A 22,936-nucleotide genomic window follows, 5' to 3' on the forward strand; every position below is an offset into this window, starting at 1 on the left:
ATGGCACATTCAGACAATAATTTAGGGAATAATTTTATGCAGAACAGGGAATTATCCTGGTTGAAATTTAATGAACGTGTACTTTTAGAAGCCCAGGATGAAAGTGTGCCCATCTATGAACGATTGAAATTTGTATCCATATTTACCAGCAATCTGGATGAATTCTATATGGTAAGAGTAGGTTCTCTTACCGATTTATCCTTAATTGATAATAACAGTGTCGATAATAAAACCGGAATGAACCCGAAGCAGCAGCTGGCTAAGATCTTTGAGCATACGGTGCCGTTGTATCAGCTAAAGGATCAGCTGTTTTCAGAAGTGGAGAAAAAGCTCAGAGAATTGGGAATTTGTAATCTGGATTTATCAGAGCTTGAGAAATCAGAGAAAAAATATATAGAACGTTTTTACCAAAGTGATATTTTACCGATTCTCTCTCCGCAGGTCATTGATTCTCGCCATCCCTTTCCTCATCTTATCAACAAAGGACTATACATAGTTTGTGTTTTCCAGGGAGAGGACACGAAATTTGGTTTGATACCCATATCACAGTCACTTCCAAAGGTTGCGGTGCTTCCAGGAAATCAGACCCGTTTTGTCATGATGGAAAAAATTGTACTGGAACATACCTCTGAAATCTTTGGCATGTACAAGGTAGAATGTGCGGCAATTATATCAGTTACAAGGAATGCAGATATTAGTCCAGAGGATGATATTTTTGAAGTGGACGATGATTTCAGAGAACGGATGAAAAAGGTACTTAAGAAACGGGCAAGGCTTTCTCCGGTCAGACTGGAAGTGCAGGGACATTTAAGTAAGTCACTAGCCAACTTTTTGCTGGATAAGTTAGAACTTGGTAAAGAGCAGGTATTTACAAGTTTAACGCCTTTGGTTATGGGTTATGTATTTGAACTTGCAGGCAAGATTCCACAGGTATTATTAAAACAGATCAGTTATCCGGTGTTTGAGCCCAATTATCCTTCTTTTTTAAACCGCAATGAAAGCATAACCAGTCAGTGCAGGAAAAAGGATATTCTTTTGTTCTATCCCTATCATCAGATGGAGCCCTTTTTACATCTATTAAAAGAAAGTGCCCAGGATCCAAGTGTTATATCCATTAAAATAACGATATACCGTTTATCCAGAAATTCAAGGATTATTGATTATTTAAGCACAGCGGCGGAAAATAATAAGGAAGTAACTGTTTTAGTAGAATTAAAGGCAAGATTTGACGAGGAAAATAATATCGAGTGGGCGGAGCGGTTAGAGGAAGCAGGCTGTAACGTCATTTACGGCTTTGAGGGCTTTAAGGTACATTCAAAAATCTGTCTGATAACCAGGCGGGACAGAAATAAAATCATGTACATAACCCAGGTAGGAACCGGCAATTATAATGAAAAGACAGCAAAGCTGTATACGGACCTGTCTTTAATAACCGCCAATCAGGATATCGGACTGGAAGCAGGTGAATTCTTTAAGAATATGTCCATATCCAATCTAAGGGGTCAGTATAATCACCTGCTGGTAGCGCCTTATTCCTTTAAAAATAATATGCTGGCACTTATGGATTATGAAATCGAGAAGGCAAAGCGCGGTGAGAGTTCCGGTATTATTATAAAATCCAATTCTCTTACCGATAAAGATATCATCATTAAACTTTCACAAGCCTCCAATGCCGGTGTGGAGATTAAGCTCATTATCAGAGGAATCTGCTGTTTATTACCGGGAATTAAAGGAATGACAGAAAATATAACGGTTACCAGTGTTGTAGGAAGGTTTTTGGAACACTCTAGAATCTACTGTTTTGGCAAGGATAAAGACATGCAGTTATACATATCCTCCGCAGATATGATGACCAGAAATACGTCCAGAAGAGTAGAAATCGCATGCCCGATTCTGGATCCGGATATAAAAGAACAGATCTTACATATAATAGATATTATGTTTAAAGATAATGTAAAGGCGAGATGGATCGGCAGTGACGGTGTCTATAGGAAGAAAGATAATGACACGGAGGTTTCCTTTGACAGTCAGCAGTATCTGATTGAAGAAGTTATATCCAGAAGCGGTCAGAGTACAAAACCGAATTATTTTTTTCAGAAACTGGTTAGTACATTTATCAGAAATCAAAAGTAATTCGTTAGCAGTTAAAAAGCAGTCATAAAGCAGTCATAAAGTGAAGAGTAAGCACTCAAAGTATGAAACCAATATGAAATGTATTTTAAAGGGAAGAAATTTATTCTATCAACCTTAGGATACATTTCTTTTTTTGCCCGAACTAAAATAATTACACCTATTTGTAAAAAACACACCTTAAACGTAAGGAGAATTCTGTTATACTTGATTGTATAATATTGATTCAATACCGGATTCATTGATTAATAATTTCATGGCTTTTCATAATACCGAAATAGCAGAAGCCTAATTTTTATGAAACGTTTGCTGTTATTAAGCAGCAGAACCACGAATAAGCCAGGTGTGATATAGAAGAAACAACAAATTTGAAAAATGGTAAAGATGGGGATAGGAGCTAAATGAATAAGATAATAAATATACCACAAAAAGAAATACTGCAAAAAGAAATAGGACAAAAAGAAATAGGACAAAAAGAACTAATTCCAAAAGTACGAAAGCATCAAAGAATAGGTTTAACAGAAATTCTTCGTAGAGAATTGATAAATAGAGGATTTATAAATAGAGGATTGATTGATAAAGGATTGCCACATAAAGAGTTGATACATAAAAAATTGATACATAAAAAACTGATTCATAAAGAATTGATATATAAAAGACTGATTTACAAAGGCTTAATTCAGAAGAGATTAACTGGCAGGGGTTTTATCCATATAAGTTTGTTTCTCCTGACCGCAGTTTTTTTACTGTTTAGCACAGGCTGTAGTCTGAATAATAGACCATACTCTCAAACCCTGGCGTTTGTGGTGGATGATTCAAAGGTATATATGGATGAAATGATGTATCATGTTTTGTTAGCAGCCATGCAGGGGGAACTGTACGCTTCTTTTGTAGGTAACGGTGAAAACTATTGGGATATGAAAAATGAGGATGGTTCTACCATGAGAGAAGCCCTGAAGGAGATGGCCCTTACGAACGCTGTCAGATATGAGTTGTTTTATCAGCTGGCACAAAAGGACGGGTATACCTTAAGTCAAGAGGAAAAAGAACAGAGTAAGAGCAAAGCGGATAATATTGTAGGTAATATGGGGGAAGAACAGGTAAAAGCCTTAGGGCTTACGAAGGAAAAGCTATTGGTGATACAGGAGAAGATAGCAGTAGCTACAAAGTATTATGACTCTTTTGTAAAAAAGCTGAAAGTGGATGAAGCAGCTGTAAAAGCTGAAATTGATGAAACTGATTATAAGCAATATGATATCGAATATATCTATGCGGGCAAAGAGAATAAAGAAGCCCTGGAGGCACTTCTTGTTAAAGCCCGGAAAACAGAAGATATAACCACCCTTGGTAAGGAAGGAATCTTAAATTCCGGTAAAATAAGTTTTTTGGAAGGTGATAATACTTTTGGTGAAGAAACGAACCTGGAAGGAATCATCCTTGCCATGAACCCCGGGGAAGTCAGTGATTTAGTTGAAACAGTAAAAGGTTATTATATTATCAAATTAACGGATAACTCCTCAAGAACAAAATATGAACAAGCGGTAAAAGAAGCGGTGGATGCAGCAGAGCAAAAAGCCTTCACGGCTGCCTATAATGAACTAAAGCAGAAACATAAAATCGAGATAAATACAAGGAACTGGAACAAGATAGATATAGATAAGACCATTAAAACATCTTTTAATAAGGCAGCAAAAACGAATTAAGATTTGAAGGTCAAAAAGTTCAGTTTTGGCTGTGAAAGTAAGGGATGCCCTGACGAAGAAGGAATTTTATCAGCCAGGGATAGAATAGCAGGCGGCTAAAAAGGTTTTTATAAGGTAGGATTGCCGATTAGAAGACCCCATAAGACGGCCGAAGATTATGAAAAGCCATAATGCATATAACGAGCAGTCGTTACTCTGTATTATGGCCTCTTTTCAGCTTCCAATCTAAATATTTTAAAGAATAAAATCCTGTTCGGTAAAATTATGTGATTTTTTTAATATAAAAAAATGACACCTTATATAAAATAAAAACGTTTTTTAAATAGCATATTTTTTATATGATTAATACATCAGATGACAGATGGAGGAAAAAGTATGGCTAGAGCGGTTGAAAAAAGTAATATGATACAGCCCAGGCAGGCAAAAGTAAGCAGAACTGTCTTAAAAAAATGGTGGAATCAGCGCTATCTGCAGTTTATGGTGCTTCCTGGTATCCTGTGGATGATTATATTTAATTATATTCCCATGGGCGGTATCGTAATTGCATTTAAAAAGTATAAGATTACAAAAACCATTGCAGAAGCACCCTGGGTGGGATTTAAATATTTTAAGGAATTTTTTCAGGATACAAACTTTTGGGACATTATGACCAATACCCTTGGTATCAGTTTACTGAAGCTGGTAATCGGGTTTCCATTACCTATTATTTTCGCACTATTAATTAATGAAATCAGAGGAATGAAGTTTAAGAAGGTTTCTCAGACCATTTCTTACCTTCCCCACTTTTTATCCTGGGTTGTACTTGGCGGTATTTTAACCAGCTGGCTCAGTAAAGAAGGTATTATTAATGACTTTTTCATGGCGATCCATGTGATTAAAGAACCGATTTCTTTCTTAGGGATACCAAAATACTTCTGGCCGCTGGCCTTGATAACGGATAGCTGGAAGGAACTTGGGTGGGGGGCAATTATTTATCTGGCAGCCATAACCTCAGTAGATCAACAGATTTATGAGGCAGCCACTGTGGACGGGGCTTCTAAATTTAAGAAAATAATATACATAACACTGCCTTCTATTACCGGGACTATTGCTATTATGCTTATCCTGCAGATTGCCGGTTTAATGAACGCTAACTTTGACCAGATGATGAATTTAAAGAATCAGATTAATATATCAAGAAGCCAGGTAATTGATACCTATGTTTATCAGGTCGGAATGACCAACGGAAAATACTCCTATGCTACGGCAGTCGGGCTTTTTAAATCGGTTATAGCCTTATTTCTGCTCTTAATCGGCAATACCTCCTGTAAGAAATTACTGGGCAGGTCATTATATTAGAGGGAGGGTTTACTGTGAAAAAAACAGCTGGAACGAAAATAAAACGATCAAAGGGTACGCTTATCTTTGATACGGTTAACTATATATTTATGATATTGATTTGCTTTTTATGTATTTATCCGATTTGGTATGTGGTGGTTAACTCCTTTAATGATGCCAAGGATGCTATGCTTGGCGGAATTTACTGGTGGCCCAGGAAGTTCTCTTTGGAAAATTATAAAACAGTATTTGAAGACAGCAGTGTGCTACAGGCGTTTAAGGTTACCATTGGAAAGACTGTCCTTGGAACCTTACTGACGGTATTTTTTACCGCTATGGTCTCTTATCCCTTATCCAAAAGCCACCTCATGGGCAGAAAAGTATATATGATGTTTGGAACCATAACCATGTTCTTTGCCGGAGGGTTAATACCAACCTTTATTTTGTTCAAACATTTGAATTTATTAAATAACTTTTTAGTTTATATCATACCGATGGCCTTTAATTTTTTTAATTTGCTGATTTTTATAAGTTTTTTCCGTGAAATTCCTGCCTCTTTAGAGGAATCCGCTAAAATTGACGGTGCTACTGACTGGAAAATCTTTGTGAAAGTTATATTGCCCTTATCTAAGCCTGTCCTTGCAACCATCGCCTTATTTGCTGGGGTGGGTCAATGGAACGACTATTTCGGCGGCTTGATGTTTATGACAAACCGGGTAGACTTAGAACCTATTCAGACCTATCTCTACCGTATGGTGGCACAGGTTCAATCCAGCCAGATGGCCCAGTCCATTTCTGCATCCAATATAACTGCCTCTGATACCACCTCCACCTCCATTAAACTGGCAGCCATGGTTATTACTACTTTGCCTATATGCTGCGTTTATCCGTTCCTCCAAAAGTATTTTGTAAAGGGAATGATGATTGGCGCAGTTAAGGAATAAATGTATATTTATACGAATTATGAAAAAAATGAGGGATTGTGAAGAAAAAAGCATCTTCAGCACGCTAAAATGAAATCAGAGGAGTTTCATTTTTAGTTTCTTCCTGCAGGTCCTGACACAAAGGTTGAAAGAAAATATAAGAAAGAAAGGATGCCACAATACCATTCTTTCAACCTGTGAAACTTGTTTCACATTTTATTTGTGGCAGTATCGCAAGTCATTTTGCGATATGCATTGGGTATAAAACTATGAAAAAAAGTTACAAAAAGGTAGCAGCTCTGGCACTTGTTTTTGTAATGGCTTTAACTTCTGCCGGCTGTGCAAAAAAGAATGAAACGACAGGAGGGAATGCCGTAACAGAGGAGACGGCCAGTACGAAAGCGGCAGATACCGACACCGCGGAAACAACAGGCACCTCAGAAACTGCCGATACGTCCGGGGATAGCGTTCCGGGCTGGCAGAAAAATGCGGCAGATAAAGTTGATTTGACCTGGTACATTAATTTTTCCTGGTTTACCACTCCCTGGGGTGAGAATTTAGTATCCAAGACAATTACAGAAGAAACCGGCTGTAATATTGAATTCGTAGTTCCGGCAGGAACCGAATCAGAAAAATTAAATTCTTTAATTGCTTCCGATTCACTCCCAGACCTGGTTACCTTAGGCTGGTATGAACCCCAGACAAACCAGATGATTGAAGATGGTATGGTATATGCCTTGGATGATCTTGCAAATCAATATGATCCTTATTGGTTTAGTGTTGCGGATAAAAGCCGTGTAAGCTGGTTTACCAAGGAGGACGGACATATTTACGGTTATCCGAACTCCTCATTTTCTCCGGCAGATTATGAAAAATATGATAACATTGCCTCTAATCAGACCTTTTTGGTTAGAAAAGATATCTATGAAGCAATCGGAAGCCCTGATATGACAACACCGGAAGGCTTTAAAGCCGCAGTAAAAGCTGCCGTGGATAAATATCCGCAAATTAACGGTCAGCCCATCATACCAATCGGTGCCCATGAATTCACTGCTACCGGTAATGTTTCCTTTGATCAGTATTTATGCAACTTCTTAGCCGTACCCTATGAAAAGGACGGAAAATATTATGACAGATTTACCGATCCGGAATTAGTAAGATGGTTAAAAACTTTCAGGGATTTAGGACAGGAAGGCTATCTGTCAGACGATATTTTTATTGATAAGCGGGCACAAATGCAGGAAAAGGTAGCACAGGGACGTTACTTCTGTATGTTATTCCAAAGAACAGACTTAGCCGATCAGCAAAAGATTCTGTATGCTAATGATCCTAACAGTATCTATATGGCAGTTGATGGACCAAAGAACAGTAAAGGGGATGCTTATACCTTACCAGGAACCGGTATCAACGGCTGGACTGTGACTATGATTTCTAAAAACTGTGAACGCCCTGACCGTGCAATTCAGTTGTTTTCTTATCTGATGAGTGAACACGGACAGCTCATGACCTGGTTAGGTGTAGAAGGAACTACCTGGGATTATGTAGACGGCGTAGCTACCATGAAACCAGATGTCAGAACAATGTTGACAGAAGACAGAAATCAATATAACAAACAATACGGTGCAGATTCTACCTACTGGATGTTCCAGGATAATGCAATGGCACTAAAATGGGCAGTACCTCCTACAGAACCCCTTGGTCAGATGGAAACCTGGACATATCCCTATGTAATGTCAACCTCCCAGTATGATGTATCCCTGCCGGCAGATTCAAATGAAATGGATATCCAGACCCAGGTAGATAATGAATGGGGTGTAGTACTTCCAAAACTTTTACTGGCTGGTTCAGAGACCGAATTTGACAGTATCTGGAGTGAATTCCTTAAACACCGTGCTGATTACGGCTACGACAAGGTTTTAGCTGCTAAGACGGAAATGATGGATGAAGCAAAGGTTAAATTAGGAATTAAATAATTAAAAGCAACTAGGGAAAAAACAGCCTGATAATTCTTTCATCAGGTTGTTTTTTCCCATGAAATTCTTTATAATAAAATAAATAGAAATAAATAGAAATAATTCGGCTTGTTTTATAATTCTTACTGCCCGGAGGCATAAATGAAACAGATAAAAAGGATGTTTTCCTCCTTAAAATTAAGCCATAAATTTACATTTTTTATTATGTTAATCATCGTTTTTCCTATGGTCATCTTTTCACTTTTGTTCTTTGAAAATATAAAAGACTCTAAAATCAAAGAAAAAATGAAAAATGTGGAACTAAATTTCACGCAAAACTATAATCAGATCCAAAAAAATGTGGAAATGTGCCGGATGTCCACCCAGGTAATGATAAACAGCCAGAATTTTTGGAATTATGTTGTAAGGTTCTGTGAAAGGGAAGAATTTAAGACCCAGGAGCTATTGAATTTTTATCAGACTGAGATAAAGGCCCTGGAGAAAATAGTGAATACCAACCCCTATCTGTATCAGATCAGGGTTTATGCAGATTTTGATAAAATACCTGAAATGATGCCTATTCTTTACCGGAAAGATAGAATGACGCGGCTTGAGTGGACGAAGAAGGGTGTACCCCAGTCCGGGACCTGGCAGTTTGATTATCCGGATGAGATCTTTCCTACCTATTCTACTTACGGAAGCGACCATTTGGTTTCTCTGGTGACTCAGAATACCTTAAGCAATGGTATGAAAGCTGTAATTGAAGTGTCCACCAAGATGGAACTATTGTTTCCGCAAATCTATTCCCCTACAGAAGAGGAATGGACCTGTTTTGTGGATGGCAGCGGTAAGTATTACTTTGATCCGGATTATGACTGCAGATGGCTTGATGATATCTCTGAGGTTATACATAATATGCCTGAGAATTTAGAGGACATTTCCTATGATACCATGATTTTGGATGGGGAATCCGTGGTAGTCTGCTATAAAAATGTAAAAGAATTAAACGGATATCTGTTTCGTCTTGTATCCTTAAAGGAGGATTTAACCTCAGTAAATAATTTACGCAATATCTTTTGGGCATGTTTTTTTATCATTGTAATTGTGCTGATGTTTGTTTCAGATAAAATGGTAAAGATTATTTTAAAGCAGTTTTATGTTATAATGAATACGGTACGTAAGGTCCAAAAAGGAGATTTGGATGTACGGGTTCCGAGTTACCGGGATGATGAAATCGGAGAGTTAGGTCAGCAGATCAATAAAATGTTAATCAAAATTAATCAATTGATGGATGATAATATCAAACGGGAGGTACTGGTAAAGAACACAGAAATCCGTGCTTTGCAGAATCAGATCAATGCACATTTCATTTATAATGTACTGGAATCCATAAAGATGATGGCAGAGGTAGATGAAAAATTTGAGATCTCCGATGCGGTAACCGCTCTTGGCAAGCTTCTTCGCTACAGCATGAAGTGGGTATCAAAACATGTTACGGTGGGAGATGAGATTGATTACATAAAAAATTACCTGGCCTTGATTAATTTAAGGTTTGATTATGAAATCTATTTAAGCTTAAATATTCCGGATTCCATCTACGAGCAGGAAATTCCGAAGATGTCCTTACAGCCTATTATTGAAAATGCAATCTATCATGGGATTGAAGAATTAGCGGAAGATACCAGCATTTATATGAAAGGGATCATCTTTCATAACTACTGCACCATAGAAATTACAGATGCAGGCAGGGGTATGACGGAGGATGAAATCGTACAATTGCAAAAGAAGATAGAGGGAGAAATAGAAACAACCGGCAGTTCAGGGAATGGAATCGGCCTTAAAAATGTCCAGGACCGTATTAAGATAAATTTTGGTGAGGAGTACGGAATTAGTATTGCTTCGAAAAAGGGGTGTTACACCAAGGTAATAGTTAAAATACCCTATACCTCAGACAATGCCTAAAATAAAAGGGTGGGATATGTAACGAATGGCAGAAGAATATCTGTAACAAGGTACGTTATACTTTTTATTATGGGGAGGATTTATGAAAAAATTATTAATCGTAGAGGATGAAAAAATCATTCGACAGGGTATTAAGGCAATGGTTATGCGCTCCTTAGTACCTATTGAGGAAGTTATCTTATGTAAAAATGGAGAAGAAGCTTATGAAATTGTTAAGAATAATCAAATTGATGTAATGATAACCGATATCCGCATGCCCAAAAAAGATGGTATCACCTTAGTAAAAGAGATACAATCGCTTCCTTATGTACCTAAAGTCATAGTAATAAGCGGGTATGATGATTTTTCCTATGCAGTGGAGTTATTGCGGTATGGAGCAAAAGAGTATTTGCTAAAACCAATAGAACGGGATAAAATAAGTATGATACTCCAAAAACTGGAGCAGGAAATTAATGCGGAAGAGATACAGCTTAATGAAAACTTAAAAATCGGGTGTCAGCAGTTTAAATACATGCTGCTGAATAACAGTATATCAGAAGAGGAAGTTTTATCAATCGAAAGTAAGTTTAAGGACTATTTTTTTGACTGTGACTATGTTATCTGCTGCACAAACTATAAGACTTTAGAAGACTTAAACCGGGAGAATGTTATCTTTTTGGACGATATAAACGGGCAAAGTGTATTTATCCTTAAGGCTTCGGATAAAGAAGAAGTTTTAAGCAATCTTTTAAAGGATCATTTTGTAGGGGTAAGCAGGGTACATAAGAACCTCAGAGAATTAAAGGAAGGGTATGCACAAGCCCTGTATGCAAGAAAATATGCTTTTGCAACAGGGAGTTTTATTATAGAATATAACCGGGCAGATAGTCTGAAAGAAACGGTTTCTGAGGAAATGATTGAGCAGTTTGTTCAGATGGTAGGAACCGATAAATTAGAGGAAGCGAATAAGTTTTTAATCCGTATCCTCTATAAAACCAAACAGGGTCAGATCGAACCGGATCGTTTCATGTCAATTATGAATGCTGTGGTAGAGCGAATATGTGCGAACTATAAGAATGTACTGGATTTTAACGCAGAGAACTTAAAAGACTTAAAGAATGTATTTGAGTATGATAATGCCGGCAGCTACTTTGAGGCTATATCAGCCTGGATTGAAGCTATTAATGATAAATTATTGAATGAATTTGACGATTATAAAAATAAACAGAAAATGCAAAAGGCCATGAAGTACATTCAGGAAAATTTCGATAAGGATCTGAATATGGCAGTAGTATCCAATTACATATCCATGAATTATTCCTTGTTTTCCTATGTATTTAAGCAGTATACCGGAATGAATTTTGTGAACTTTTTAAAAACCATACGGATTAATGAAGCAAAACGGTTATTGGAAGAAACCGATAAAAAGATTATTGAAATCAGCAGCCAGGTGGGATATGAGAATGAGAAACACTTTATGAAGCTCTTTAAAACTGTCTGCGGTGTATCCCCCTCGGAGTATCGGAAGAATGCCCAGGTTGGCAAATTGAATTTAATTCCTTGAGAAGATATCAAAAATTTCGATATAAACTAATAATACAATACGCAGACAGCGTAGATGGGAGACAGGTATGGAAGGATATCAATTTTTAGATGAAAAAGGCAGGTTTCGGTTAATAAATCCGGAGCGAAACAGCTATCTCTATTTTCCGATTGCTAATGAAAGCGGTGTAATGGGCAGTGTCACACCAACTTTGGGCGGAGATAGCAAAATGGGTCAGAATACCTTTTTATTAGCTCCGGTAAGCAGTGAAGATTTACATAACAATAAATCTTCCAGGAACTTCTGGTGTAATATAAAAGGGAAAGGGATCTGGTCGGCCACGGGCAAGTCAGCGAAGCAGGAAGCAGCCCTTTTTAGCCAGGATAAGGAAGAAACGGTGCTCACAGCCGGTATCCTGTGGCAGAAGGTTTCAAGGGTTTCAAAAGAATATGGGATAACCGCTGAGATTACTTCCTTCGTACCTTGTTCAAATGACACCGTGGAACTTATGGAGGTAACACTAAAGAATTCCGGGGAAGATATCCTGGAATTCATACCTACCGCAGCAATCCCACTTTACGGAAGATCAGCAGATAATGTAAGGGATCACAGACATGTGACTTCTCTGCTTCATAGAGTAGAGGTAATAAAAGAAGGCGTAGTGCTTAATCCGACCCTGACTTTTGATGAAAGAGGGCATAGAAAGAATACGATTGTCTACGGTGTATTTGGTACAGGTGAAGAAGGAGAGGTACCGGTGGGGTTTTATCCTCAGGTGGAAACGTTTATCGGGGAAGGCGGCAGCTTTGAGAATCCGGCAGCAATTTGGGATGAATCTATCCCATATGTGACAGAGGGAGCAAAGCTGGAAGGCTATGAAGCACTTGGAGGTCTCCGTTTTGCAGCAGTTACCTTAAAGCCCGGGGAAGAAAGAACTTATATTATTGTATTGGGTTACGGAGAATCAAAAGAAGCTTTGGATAAAATGGTTAAGCCTTATCTAAGTAAGGCAGCCCTTACGACAGCTCTTACTGAAACGATAGCTTATTGGGAAGAAAAGCTGAATATTACATATAAGACCGGAGACAAGAATTTTGATGCCTGGATGCAGTGGGTGAATTTTCAGCCTATGCTAAGGAGGATATATGGGTGCTCTTTTCTGCCACACCATGATTACGGTAAAGGCGGACGGGGCTGGAGGGATTTATGGCAGGACTGTCTTGCCCTGCTGATTATGAATCCGGATGGTGTAAGAGATATGTTATTTGATAACTTTGGAGGCGTCAGGGCAGATGGCAGTAATGCAACGATAATCGGCAGCAGACAGGGAGAATTTATCGCAGACCGGAATAACATTACCAGAGTATGGATGGACCATGGCGTATGGCCTTTTATTACTACAAAGCTCTACATAATGCAGAGCGGGGATCTAAACCTATTACTTAAGGAAAATTATTATTTTAAAGATCCACAGGCATTTCGCGGAGAGGATAAGGATACTTTATGGAAACCAGAGGATGGAAGCCATCTAAAAACCAAGGACGGCAGGGAATATAAGGGAAGTGTCATAGAACACATGCTGATTCAGCATTTGACCTCCTTTTATGATGTGGGAGAACATAATCATATCCGTATGAGAGGTGCGGACTGGAACGATGCCCTGGATATGGCAAAGGAACGGGGAGAAAGTGTTGCCTTTACTTTTCTTTATGGGGATAATTTAGAACAGATGGCAGAACTTATTCTCCAGTTAGACCGCCAGGGAATAAAAGAATTACCGTTGTTAAAGGAGATAGAAATTTTACTTAAGGATGATGATAATCTTTATGAGGACCCGAAAAAGAAACAGGAATTGCTGCAGACGTATTGCGGTGCCTGTAAACACACCATAAGTGGTGAGAAGGCAGTGATATCCTGCAAAGAGTTAGCAGCAGGCCTTATTAATAAAGCAGCCTGGATTAAGGAACACATCCGTAAGACAGAATGGATTACTGTAAAAGGCGGACATTCCTGGTTTAACAGTTATTATGATAACAACGGAAGACAGGTAGAAGGAGATAATGAACACGGGGTACGTATGATGTTAACCGGACAGGTCTTTGCAATCATGTCAGGTACCGCAACCGGGGATCAGGTCAGGGAAATAACTGCGGCAGCAGATGCTTATCTCTATGATGCCTCCATGGGCGGTTATAAGTTAAATACAGACTTTAAGGAATTAAAAACCGATCTTGGCAGAATGTTTGGGTTTGCTTATGGCAGTAAGGAAAACGGAGCGGTATTTTCCCATATGGCAGTCATGTATGCCAATGCCCTTTATCAAAGAAAATTTGTATCCGAAGGGTATAAGGTAATTCACAGTCTTTACAGCCACTTAAGTGATTTCACAAAGAGCAGGACCTACCCCGGAATTCCAGAGTATATTGGCGATAATAAAAGAGGCCTGTATCATTACCTGACCGGTTCTGCAAGCTGGCTGTTACTTACTGTTTTAAGTGAAATGTTTGGCATCAAGGGATATTTAGGTGACCTTGTGTTAGAACCAAAACTGATGCTTGAACAGTTTAATGAGGAGAAAGAGGCTTCGGCTGAATTTATTTTTGCAGGCAGAAAGCTTTTGGTGGTATACAGGAATATCTCCGGTAAAGAATACGGAGCTTACAAGGTTGGCAGCGTTTCAATCGGCGATACCTTATACGATGTGGAGAAGGAAAACGGTACAATCCGTAGAGGCTTTTTAGAAAACCTGGAGGCTGCAAAGCAACATATAATTACAGTAGAGCTGGTTTAGATGAAAGAATAAACTTATTAATTCAAATTACGCAGTTATTTTTGTCTTGGTATACTTGATAAAATCAGCAAGGAAGGCGTTTTTAGTTGAATCAGTAGATACGAAATATTGTATACAACATAAATGGGAAGGTTTGGGACTTATGAAAAATGAATTTATTGATATTACCTCATATGATGAGGAAGGTTATAAACCATTGATTGATTTTGGTGCCTGGAGGGTTGCTGAATTAAGATATTGCGAGGAACTGGAAATCCAGAATTTAAAATCCATGCAGAAACATAATGAAACAGATGAAGTTTTCGTACTCTTAAGCGGAAGCTGCACCTTATTTACCGGAGGTAAAGGTGATACTATTCATGAAATGGATGGTGTTGCCATGAAACCCATGGAATTATACAATGTAAAACGGGGAGTATGGCATACCCATACCTTAGATAAAGAAGGAACTGTTTTAATTGTTGAAAATCAGGATACTTCCGATAATAATTCTCCCACAGTCATGCTAAATGAGGAACAGATTGAAAAGCTGAATCAGATTTTTGCGGTTAATGGTTTTAGAAAATGAAATATTTTATAAACTGCCTTTCAAAAATACAGAGGAAGCCTAAGGCTTATCTGATAAGGGAAAGGCAGTTTTTAATTTATCTAGAGTTTAGACTGTTAAAATGAAAGAGGAAGAAATAATCACATTGTATTCTGAACTACTTCGGGTTAAAATGTATAATAATGGTATGAGAATCTACTTATAATAGCGAAAGGATAGAAAATATATGAGGAAAGCTTTAGTGGGGGTTTTATTTTTTAGTTTAATTGCATTATTTTCTGGTAATTACCATTTATCCGCATCAGAAGCAGAATATGCTTATTCAAAGGAGGGCTCCATCCCTTACCGAGGTGAAGATACTTTTGTAATTACCTCTGATGAAATAAGTGATCTTATTTTTAGTGCAGAATCTGAATGCAGGTATCAGGAAATCAGGAAACTGGTATTCGCGGAGGGAGTTACTTCATTTACCTATGGATTTGATGCTTTTCCAAATGTAGAAACCATATATATATCCGGTACGGTAAAGAAGATTACAGGATTTTCAAGAACTCCCTCCGGCTATTTAAGCAATCTTAAGGAAATCAAAGTATCAGAGAATAATAAATGGTACACTTCACAAAAAGGTATTCTGTTTGATAAAAAGAAAACAGTGCTGATAAAATATCCAAGTGGATTAACCTATGGTTCTTATACCATACCGGATACAGTAACCACAATACTGGAGGGGGCCTTTTATCACTCAAACTTAAAAACCGTTACCATAGGTGCAAATTTAAAAACGGACCAGCTTGATAATCTACAGAATCAGCTAAGAAGTATTTCAGAATTTAAGGTAAACAGCAAAAATAACTCGTACAGTGCTAAAAAAGGTGCTCTTTTTAACAAAAGGGGAGATACTCTTCTTTTATGCCCGAATGGAAAAGGAAATAGCTACACAGTACCAAAAGGAACCGTTGTCATTGGTAAGGAAGCTTTTAAAGATTCCACATTAACAGAAATTGTTTTGCCGGTGGGGTTAACAACAATTCAGGAGCAGGCGTTTCGGGCGTCCGATTTAACTGCCATTATGATACCAAAGACAGTGGATTCCGTGGCAGAGACTGCATTTTGGGATGCAGCAGCTCTTAAAACTATCTTAGTGGAAGCAGGAAATAAATGGTATGCTTCATATGAGGGGATTCTATACAATGCACCAAGGACAAAACTTATTTATATCCCGGAGGGTTACAGTCAAACCGAACTAAAGCTGCCCTCAACCTTAAAGAGTCTGGCTGTTAGTGCTAAGCTCACCTATTTATCCATATTTGAGAAGTTTACAGCTATTGTCATTCCAAAGGACTTAAAGGAAATTGCTATCCCGTATAAGAGTTATGATAAAATAACTCTGGAGAAAGGAAATACTGCCTTTTCGCTTTACAACGGTTGTCTATATAACAAAGCCGGTACGGAGCTTATTTTTTTAAAAAAACAGGAAAAGGCAGTTTTTCCAGACACCTTAAAAAATGTTGATGTAGGTAAGCTGATTGACAGTGGTGTTAAGGAAATGGAGCTATCAAAGAAGGTGGAATCCCTTCGATATTACGCTCATGACTGTTGCTATATCATTCCTACCCTGGAAAAACTAACCATAGCGGAGGATAATCCTTATTACACCTGTGAAAATGGAATGCTGCTTAATAAAGATAAAACCGTGTTGTATGATATCCCAAAGAATCTAACAGAACTTATGATACCTGATACTGTAACGGAATTTGATATATATCCTCTTACTGATTATAATTATCAGAATCTGACAAAGATAACCATGTCAAAAGAGTTAATTAAGCTGAAGGGATTGGATTATATGCCCAAACTATATAATCTTACGGCTTTCGAAGTTGCAAATGATAATACTGTTTATAAAAGCATTGAGGGAGTGTTATATAATAAAGATGTAACAGAGCTTATCTGGTATCCGATGCAAAAGAAGGATAAGTCCTTTACTATGCCTAACACCGTTAAAAAAATAGATACCGCGTCCATTATGGATAATCCCTATTTGGAAACCTTAACCTTATCGGATTCTCTGGCTGAAGAAGACTTGTGGAATGGTTATATGGGGGGAGATTACTTTCCGTCAAAAGCTATAAAAGAATATGTGATAAGCAATAAAAATCCCTATTATAAAACAGTGGACGGTGTCCTTTATAATAAGGATATGACAGTTCTCTTTGCCTATCCCTACCAAAAGACCTCTGAATCCTTTACCATACCTGATACGGTGACGGATGCGGTTGGAATCTGCAATAACCGTACTTATAAGTATGAGGAGAAATATATGGATACTTCCAACCCGTATCTGAAAGAGCTGGTTATCGGTAAAAATGTGAAGAAATTATTTGAGTATTCAGATTTGAATTGTCCTATTCTGAATTTACCAAGCCTGCAGGTAATTAAAGTGAATCCTGCAAATAAATATTTCAGTGCAAAAGATGGAATCCTATACAGTAAGGATTATGAAAAGATGTATGTCTACCCGAAAGACAACCGGAATTCGGAACTTTCCATTCCTGAAAGTACCAAGGAACTTTTTGACAATTATATCGATATGGCGTTGAGCTATTATATTAAGTCTTTAAAAGTAGAAAATGGTAATAAAGCTTTTTATACCGACGGGACTACGTTATATAATTACCAGATGAATATTAGGTACTGTACCATTAACGGAAAGTTTTACCGCAAAATACCGGATACGGATTAACAATTGTTCGAGCGTTTTAGTGAAAGAGAATTAGTATATCGAACGAGTGTAAAAGTCCTCTTTTTGTGTATTTTATGAATACCCTCTTATTCATTCATAACACAAAATTAACTTTCTGACACTCGAATTAATCAAAATGGTAAAATATTAGAGATAGATTTTGTGAAAGAAAATAAGAAAGAATTATATGAAGAAAATTACAAAGTAAGAAAATTACAAAGTAAGAAAATTACAAAGTAAGAAAATTACAAAGTAAGAAAATTACAAAATAAGAAATTACCAAGTAAGAAAACATATTAAATATTATAAGATTATCCATATACTTTGTGTTGGGATTCGTATTATAATTGACGGGTAAATAATTAGGTTCTTAATAAAACCAAGGATCGCCTATGATTGAGGACGGCTATGCATGAATTAAGCTTATACGAAAAAAAATTTATAAAAGATGAAGAATTTCCGGTTCAGATGTTTGAAAACCGGATAAGGATACCTGGAACCTATTTTTCACCTCACTGGCATGAACACCTGGAACTTCATTACGTCATAAAAGGACAAGGTGTATTTTATTGTAACCAGAAACCCTTATCTGTGAAAGAAGGAAGCCTTACCATAATTAACAGCAATGAGCTTCATGAAGGAATCAGCCATACGACTGATTTTCATGCCCTGGTCATCATTTTTGAAATGGGGGTATTCTCAAAGGAAATAGCAGGTTATAATGTGATTTTTGAATCCCTCATCGAATCAGATCCTATGATAAGTAATCTGATCATGTCGATTTATGAAGAAGAGAATGAAAAAAATCCGGGCTATAAACTTGCAATGAAGGGGAAACTTTATGAGCTGATCGCTTATTTGCTCAGAAACTATGTAGTACAAAGCCTTTCGGACCGGGAGAATATAAGCCGAATAAAAAATCTTAGCAGGTTAAATACGGTGCTTCAGTATATACAGGAGAATTATACGGAACCAATAACTAATAAGGAGTTGGCTGATATCATTCATGTCAGCGAATATCGCTTCTGCCACCTCTTTAAAGAAAGTGTTGGTAAAAGTCCTCTCAATTATATTAATGAAATACGGCTTAAAAAAGCCTATTACCTATTGGAACAAAAGGAAATGACCGTATGTCAGGTGGCTTATGCCGTCGGATTCCAGGACTACAATAATTTTGGACGCCAGTTCCGCAGCTTCTATGGATATGCACCGACAAAACTTTGGGAGAAATAGCAAGATTGTATGTATTATCAGCAATACATTAATAGCTTTTTTGGTGATAATACTATATTATGTTATTATCAGAGAAGTTTATTAAATTGCATACAAGGAGGACAATTATGAAATTAGGTACTTTTTCAGTGGTTCTGGGGGGAATGCCGCTTAGCGAAGCCTGTGAGTTCTTAAGTCAGAACGGTGTTCAGATGATTGAAATAGGCTGCGGAGGCTATCCGGGCAAGGCTCATTGTGATCCGGATGTTTTATTGAATGATGAAAGTAAGCTGGCTGAATTTAAGCAGACCTTGAAAGATAACAATCTGGAAATCAGCGCGCTCAGCAGCCATGGCAATATGGTGCATCCTGTAAAAGCGGTTGCAGCAAAGTTTGATGAAGATTTGACCAAAGCAATTTTATTAGCAGAAAAATTAGGTGTTCCAGTGGTTAATACATTTTCCGGCTGTCCGGGAGGAAGTCCTTTAGACAAACAGCCAAACTGGGTTACCTGCCCATGGCCGGAGGACTTTACAGCCATATTGGATTATCAATGGAATGAGGTATTAATTCCTTATTGGAAGCAGAAAGTGGCGTTTGCGAAAGAACACGGTATCCATAAGATTGCACTGGAACTACATCCGGGCTTCTGTGTATATAATACAAGCACATTACTCCGTTTACGTGAAGCCGTAGGACCTGAAATCGGAGCAAATTTTGATCCAAGCCACTTAATCTGGCAGGGAATGGATCCTTGTGCCTGTATCAGAGAACTTGGTAAAGCTGGAGCAATCTATCATTTCCATGCGAAAGATACCAAAATTGATACTTATAATACGGCTCTTAACGGTGTACTCGATACTGGTCATTATGGTGAAGAAATCAGCCGTTCCTGGATATTCCGTTCCGTAGGTTACGGTCATGGAGAAGAATTCTGGAAAGCGATTATATCAGAACTTCGTTTGGTTGGTTATGATTATGCAATCAGTATAGAACATGAAGACAGTTTGATGTCTGGCAAAGAAGGACTGCTAAAAGCAATTCAATTCCTTAAGAATGTATTGATTTACGAAGACCGGGGAAGTATGTTCTGGGCCTAATAGATATAGTTTGCATAAGAAAGATAAGACAAGGTAAAAAAACAAAATGAAAGGATGCCCCATGATGATTCATTCAAAGGTGGTAAGAATATAGTGTAATGAAAGTGTTCCGTATTCTTCTTTAACCTATGAAACTTGTTTCGAAGTTATTATGTGGCAGTATCGCAGGAAGGACTTGCGATATGCGATGGTATTAGAATGGATAAGCAAAATTTTATGTTAGGTATTGTTGGATTTGGTGGAATGGGAAACTGGCACAGAGAATTGATTGATTCCATCGACGGCTTAGAAGTTGCCGGTATTTACGATATTAAAGAATCCAGAGTTGATTATGCGAAAGAGGTTGGTGTAAAAGCTTATGAAAGCCTTGAGGCTTTACTGTCAGATGAGCGTATCGATATTGTACTAGTATCTACTCCCAATGATTTGCATAATCCCATAGCAATTAAGGCGATGAAAGCCGGAAAAAATGTTGTAAGCGAAAAGCCTGTAACCTTAAGTTCAAAGGATTTACAGGAGATGATAGATGCCTCCAAAGAAACAGGCAAACTCTTTACCGTGCATCAGAACAGACGCTGGGATGAAGACTTTTTAACAATGAAAAAGATCTATGATGAAAACCTTCTTGGTGATGTTTACAGAATCGAATCCAGGGTTCATGGTTCCAGAGGTATACCAGGTGACTGGAGACAGGAAAAGGAACACGGCGGCGGTATGGTATTAGACTGGGGTGTTCATTTGTTAGATCAGATTCTTCTTATGATGGGTGATAAAAAATTAAAGACCATATATGCCACAGAGACCCATATTACAAACCAATTAGTGGATGACGGCTTTACTGCTGAATTAAGATTTGAAAACGGTACAGAAGTTTTAGTAGAAGTAGGAACCAGCAATTTCATAAATCTGCCCAGGTGGTACATGTTAGGGGTAAACGGAACAGCAGTGATTGAAGATTGGAACTTAAAAGGTGAAATCGTAAGCGCTGCCGGTAAGGATGAAGCCGATGTAGTTCCAGTACGCACTGCAGCCGGACTTACCAAAACTATGGCTCCCCGCAGGGAAGATACCATTAAGAAACAGGAACTGCCAGTTGTGAAAAGCGATATCAGAGACTTCTACCGTAATGTGATGCAGGTAATTGAGAAGAAGGAAGAACCGAAAGTAAAATTACCGGAAGTAATGCGTGTAATGAAATTAATGGAAGCAATCTTTGAATCTGCAAAAGAACACAAAGTTGTGGAGTTTGAATAAGAAGTTATTTGAATAAGGAACTGCAATAGAAAAATAAAATCTCTGCAATAATGATTAAAAATCAGGTTTGCAGGGATTTTTTTATGTAAAGATAAGTGTAATTAACCCAAAATGCCGTTTCTGCAATTTTGATACCTAGCAGGGCTAGGTGGGTGACCGCATCTGTATTTCTGACGTCCACTGCAAAGATGGCTTGTCATTCATTCAGAGATATAGGAATCCCTATTAATACATGTAGGATCAAAATGGCAGGTATGTCGAACACCCTAGGATTCTTCTTTTGTTTAAAGCAATTATAAAGTATTCAGCAGCAGATAACAATAGTAATATTCTGTAAAAACATCCGCAATTTTCTTCCTTAAGTCAAACTAGTTTAAGCAAGCGAAAATGGGTTTTTAGCTAGTGAGAAGAGGGGGTTAACAAGTGAAAAGAAGCGAGTTTAACAAGTGAAAATATTGACAAAAAAACGATAAATGATATAATAACTTAGGACTGAATATGAGGTTTGCGTATTTGATATAATAAATTATAATGAAAACTGGGGTTCATGTTCAATGGAGGGCGGGAGCTGGATACTGTTTTGCCGGGGATGTTACACAATTCCCCATAAGATTATTGTCTGAAACCAAACTGGATTCAAAAGAAGGGATAATTTATGGATGAGAATAAGCTGTTATATGAAAAAATAATCAATTATTTAAGACAGGAAATTGAGAGTAAGAAGTTTAAACCCGGAGATAAGTTGCCCACAGAAAAGGAACTGGCGGAACGATTTGGTGTAAGCAGAATAACCTCAAAAAGGGCCCTGGCAGATTTAAGCGCAGAAGGGCTTATATACAGGGTAAGGGGAAGCGGAAGTTATGTATCAAGCCTTGATAAAACAGAAAAAACAGATAACTCCAAAGCAGATTATACTCATATAATTCCCTTTGTATTGCCTTTTGATGTTTCCAACGGTGGAATAATGAACGTAGTAGCAGGTGCTTCCAGAGTGATGGCGGAAAAAGGATATATCTTAAGTGTTCATTGCTGTAATTATGATATTCAGGAAGAAAGAGAAGCACTGCATCGGTTTTATGAGTATAAAGCCGCCGGAATAATTCATTATCCCATTTCTGACAGAAAAAATCTGGAGGTCATGAATCTGTTATATCTTAATAACTATCCGATTGTTACCATAGACAAATATTATGAAAGTTTACCGATTAGTTATGTGGTAAGTGACAATTTTTCGGGGTCATATGAGGCTGTTAATTATCTGATTAAATTAGGACATAAAAAGATAGCTTTCCTATCCGATAACAAAATCGAAGATGCCACCTCTATAAGAAACCGTTATTTTGGTTACTGCAAGGCGTTAAATGAAAATAATATCCCTATTGATGACCAGCTGGTTAAGATGGGGATTATGGAAGCTGACAGTGATTACAACCTGGTATACAAAGAGGTTTTAAAAGAACTGATTCATAACGGTACAACAGGTATCTGTGGAATAAATGATTATCTGGCCAGCGCTTTGATAAAAGTAGCATCAGAACTTGGAATAACGGTTCCTGGGCAGCTATCTGTCATTGGTTTTGATAACCTGGAATTTGGTAAGTACCTCTCAGTGCCATTAACGACAGTCCAGCAGAATTTTTATCAAATAGGAAAAGTGGCGGCACAGTTACTGCTTGACCGCATAGAAAACGGCAGTCATGAGTATTTTAAAAGTATAATTCCAACCAAACTAATTGAACGGGATTCCTGCGGTGTTGCTATAAAAGGAAGGATTTAATTC

The 22,936-nt window shown here is 37.7% G+C and carries 14 protein-coding genes and 1 other RNA gene; 14 read left to right on the forward strand and 1 reads right to left on the reverse strand.

What is annotated here, in order from left to right; translation table 11 throughout:
- From ppk1 to QA584_RS09800, 13 genes are all read left to right on the forward strand, one after another.
- The gene (gene ppk1, locus QA584_RS09740; protein ID WP_278274326.1) at positions 1-2,133 is read left to right on the forward strand and encodes a polyphosphate kinase 1; all 2,133 of its coding nucleotides are present in this window, start codon (positions 1-3) and stop codon (positions 2,131-2,133) included.
- Positions 2,134-2,531: 398 nt separating this feature from the next.
- On the forward strand, positions 2,532-3,833 hold the full coding sequence (locus tag QA584_RS09745) for a peptidyl-prolyl cis-trans isomerase (protein ID WP_278274327.1): 1,302 nt from the start codon (positions 2,532-2,534) through the stop codon (positions 3,831-3,833).
- 375 nt (positions 3,834-4,208) lie between these two features.
- Positions 4,209-5,171 carry an ABC transporter permease gene (locus QA584_RS09750; RefSeq protein ID WP_278274328.1) on the forward strand — a complete coding sequence of 321 codons (963 nt, stop codon included), beginning with the start codon at positions 4,209-4,211 and terminating at the stop codon, positions 5,169-5,171.
- Positions 5,172-5,185: 14 nt separating this feature from the next.
- Positions 5,186-6,094: a carbohydrate ABC transporter permease gene (locus tag QA584_RS09755; protein WP_278274329.1), complete on the forward strand. Its 909-nt coding sequence runs from the start codon at positions 5,186-5,188 to the stop codon at positions 6,092-6,094.
- A gap of 248 nt (positions 6,095-6,342) precedes the next feature.
- Positions 6,343-8,046: an extracellular solute-binding protein gene (locus tag QA584_RS09760; RefSeq protein WP_278274330.1), complete on the forward strand. Its 1,704-nt coding sequence runs from the start codon at positions 6,343-6,345 to the stop codon at positions 8,044-8,046.
- 141 nt (positions 8,047-8,187) lie between these two features.
- Positions 8,188-9,987, forward strand: a complete 1,800-nt coding sequence (locus QA584_RS09765) for a sensor histidine kinase (protein ID WP_278274331.1) — start codon at positions 8,188-8,190, stop codon at positions 9,985-9,987.
- Between the two features lie 82 nt (positions 9,988-10,069).
- A complete protein-coding gene (locus QA584_RS09770) occupies positions 10,070-11,530 on the forward strand; it encodes a response regulator transcription factor (protein WP_278274332.1) in 1,461 nt (486 codons plus the stop codon).
- A gap of 67 nt (positions 11,531-11,597) precedes the next feature.
- Positions 11,598-14,300 (forward strand): GH36-type glycosyl hydrolase domain-containing protein, encoded by a 2,703-nt coding sequence (locus tag QA584_RS09775; protein ID WP_278274333.1) that lies wholly within the window; start codon positions 11,598-11,600, stop codon positions 14,298-14,300.
- Between the two features lie 142 nt (positions 14,301-14,442).
- Positions 14,443-14,868 carry a hypothetical protein gene (locus QA584_RS09780; protein WP_278274334.1) on the forward strand — a complete coding sequence of 142 codons (426 nt, stop codon included), beginning with the start codon at positions 14,443-14,445 and terminating at the stop codon, positions 14,866-14,868.
- Positions 14,869-15,073: 205 nt separating this feature from the next.
- Positions 15,074-17,590 (forward strand): leucine-rich repeat protein, encoded by a 2,517-nt coding sequence (locus tag QA584_RS09785; protein ID WP_278274335.1) that lies wholly within the window; start codon positions 15,074-15,076, stop codon positions 17,588-17,590.
- 408 nt (positions 17,591-17,998) lie between these two features.
- Positions 17,999-18,823: an AraC family transcriptional regulator gene (locus QA584_RS09790; RefSeq protein WP_278274336.1), complete on the forward strand. Its 825-nt coding sequence runs from the start codon at positions 17,999-18,001 to the stop codon at positions 18,821-18,823.
- Between the two features lie 107 nt (positions 18,824-18,930).
- Positions 18,931-19,902, forward strand: coding sequence for a sugar phosphate isomerase/epimerase family protein (locus tag QA584_RS09795; RefSeq protein WP_278274337.1), 972 nt, complete (start codon positions 18,931-18,933; stop codon positions 19,900-19,902).
- A gap of 198 nt (positions 19,903-20,100) precedes the next feature.
- Positions 20,101-21,156 (forward strand): Gfo/Idh/MocA family protein, encoded by a 1,056-nt coding sequence (locus QA584_RS09800; protein WP_278274338.1) that lies wholly within the window; start codon positions 20,101-20,103, stop codon positions 21,154-21,156.
- A gap of 99 nt (positions 21,157-21,255) precedes the next feature.
- On the opposite strand, the gene ssrS is transcribed toward QA584_RS09800, so the two are convergent.
- Positions 21,256-21,432, reverse strand: a non-coding RNA gene (gene ssrS, locus QA584_RS09805) — 6S RNA.
- Positions 21,433-21,811: 379 nt separating this feature from the next.
- Here ssrS and QA584_RS09810 point away from each other — a divergent pair.
- Entirely contained in the window at positions 21,812-22,933 is a 1,122-nt protein-coding gene (locus tag QA584_RS09810) for a LacI family DNA-binding transcriptional regulator (RefSeq protein ID WP_278274339.1), read from the forward strand.
- Positions 22,934-22,936: the final 3 nt, after the last annotated feature.

Source organism: Anaerocolumna sp. AGMB13025 (assembly GCF_029689925.1).
Lineage (GTDB): Bacteria > Bacillota > Clostridia > Lachnospirales > Lachnospiraceae > Anaerocolumna.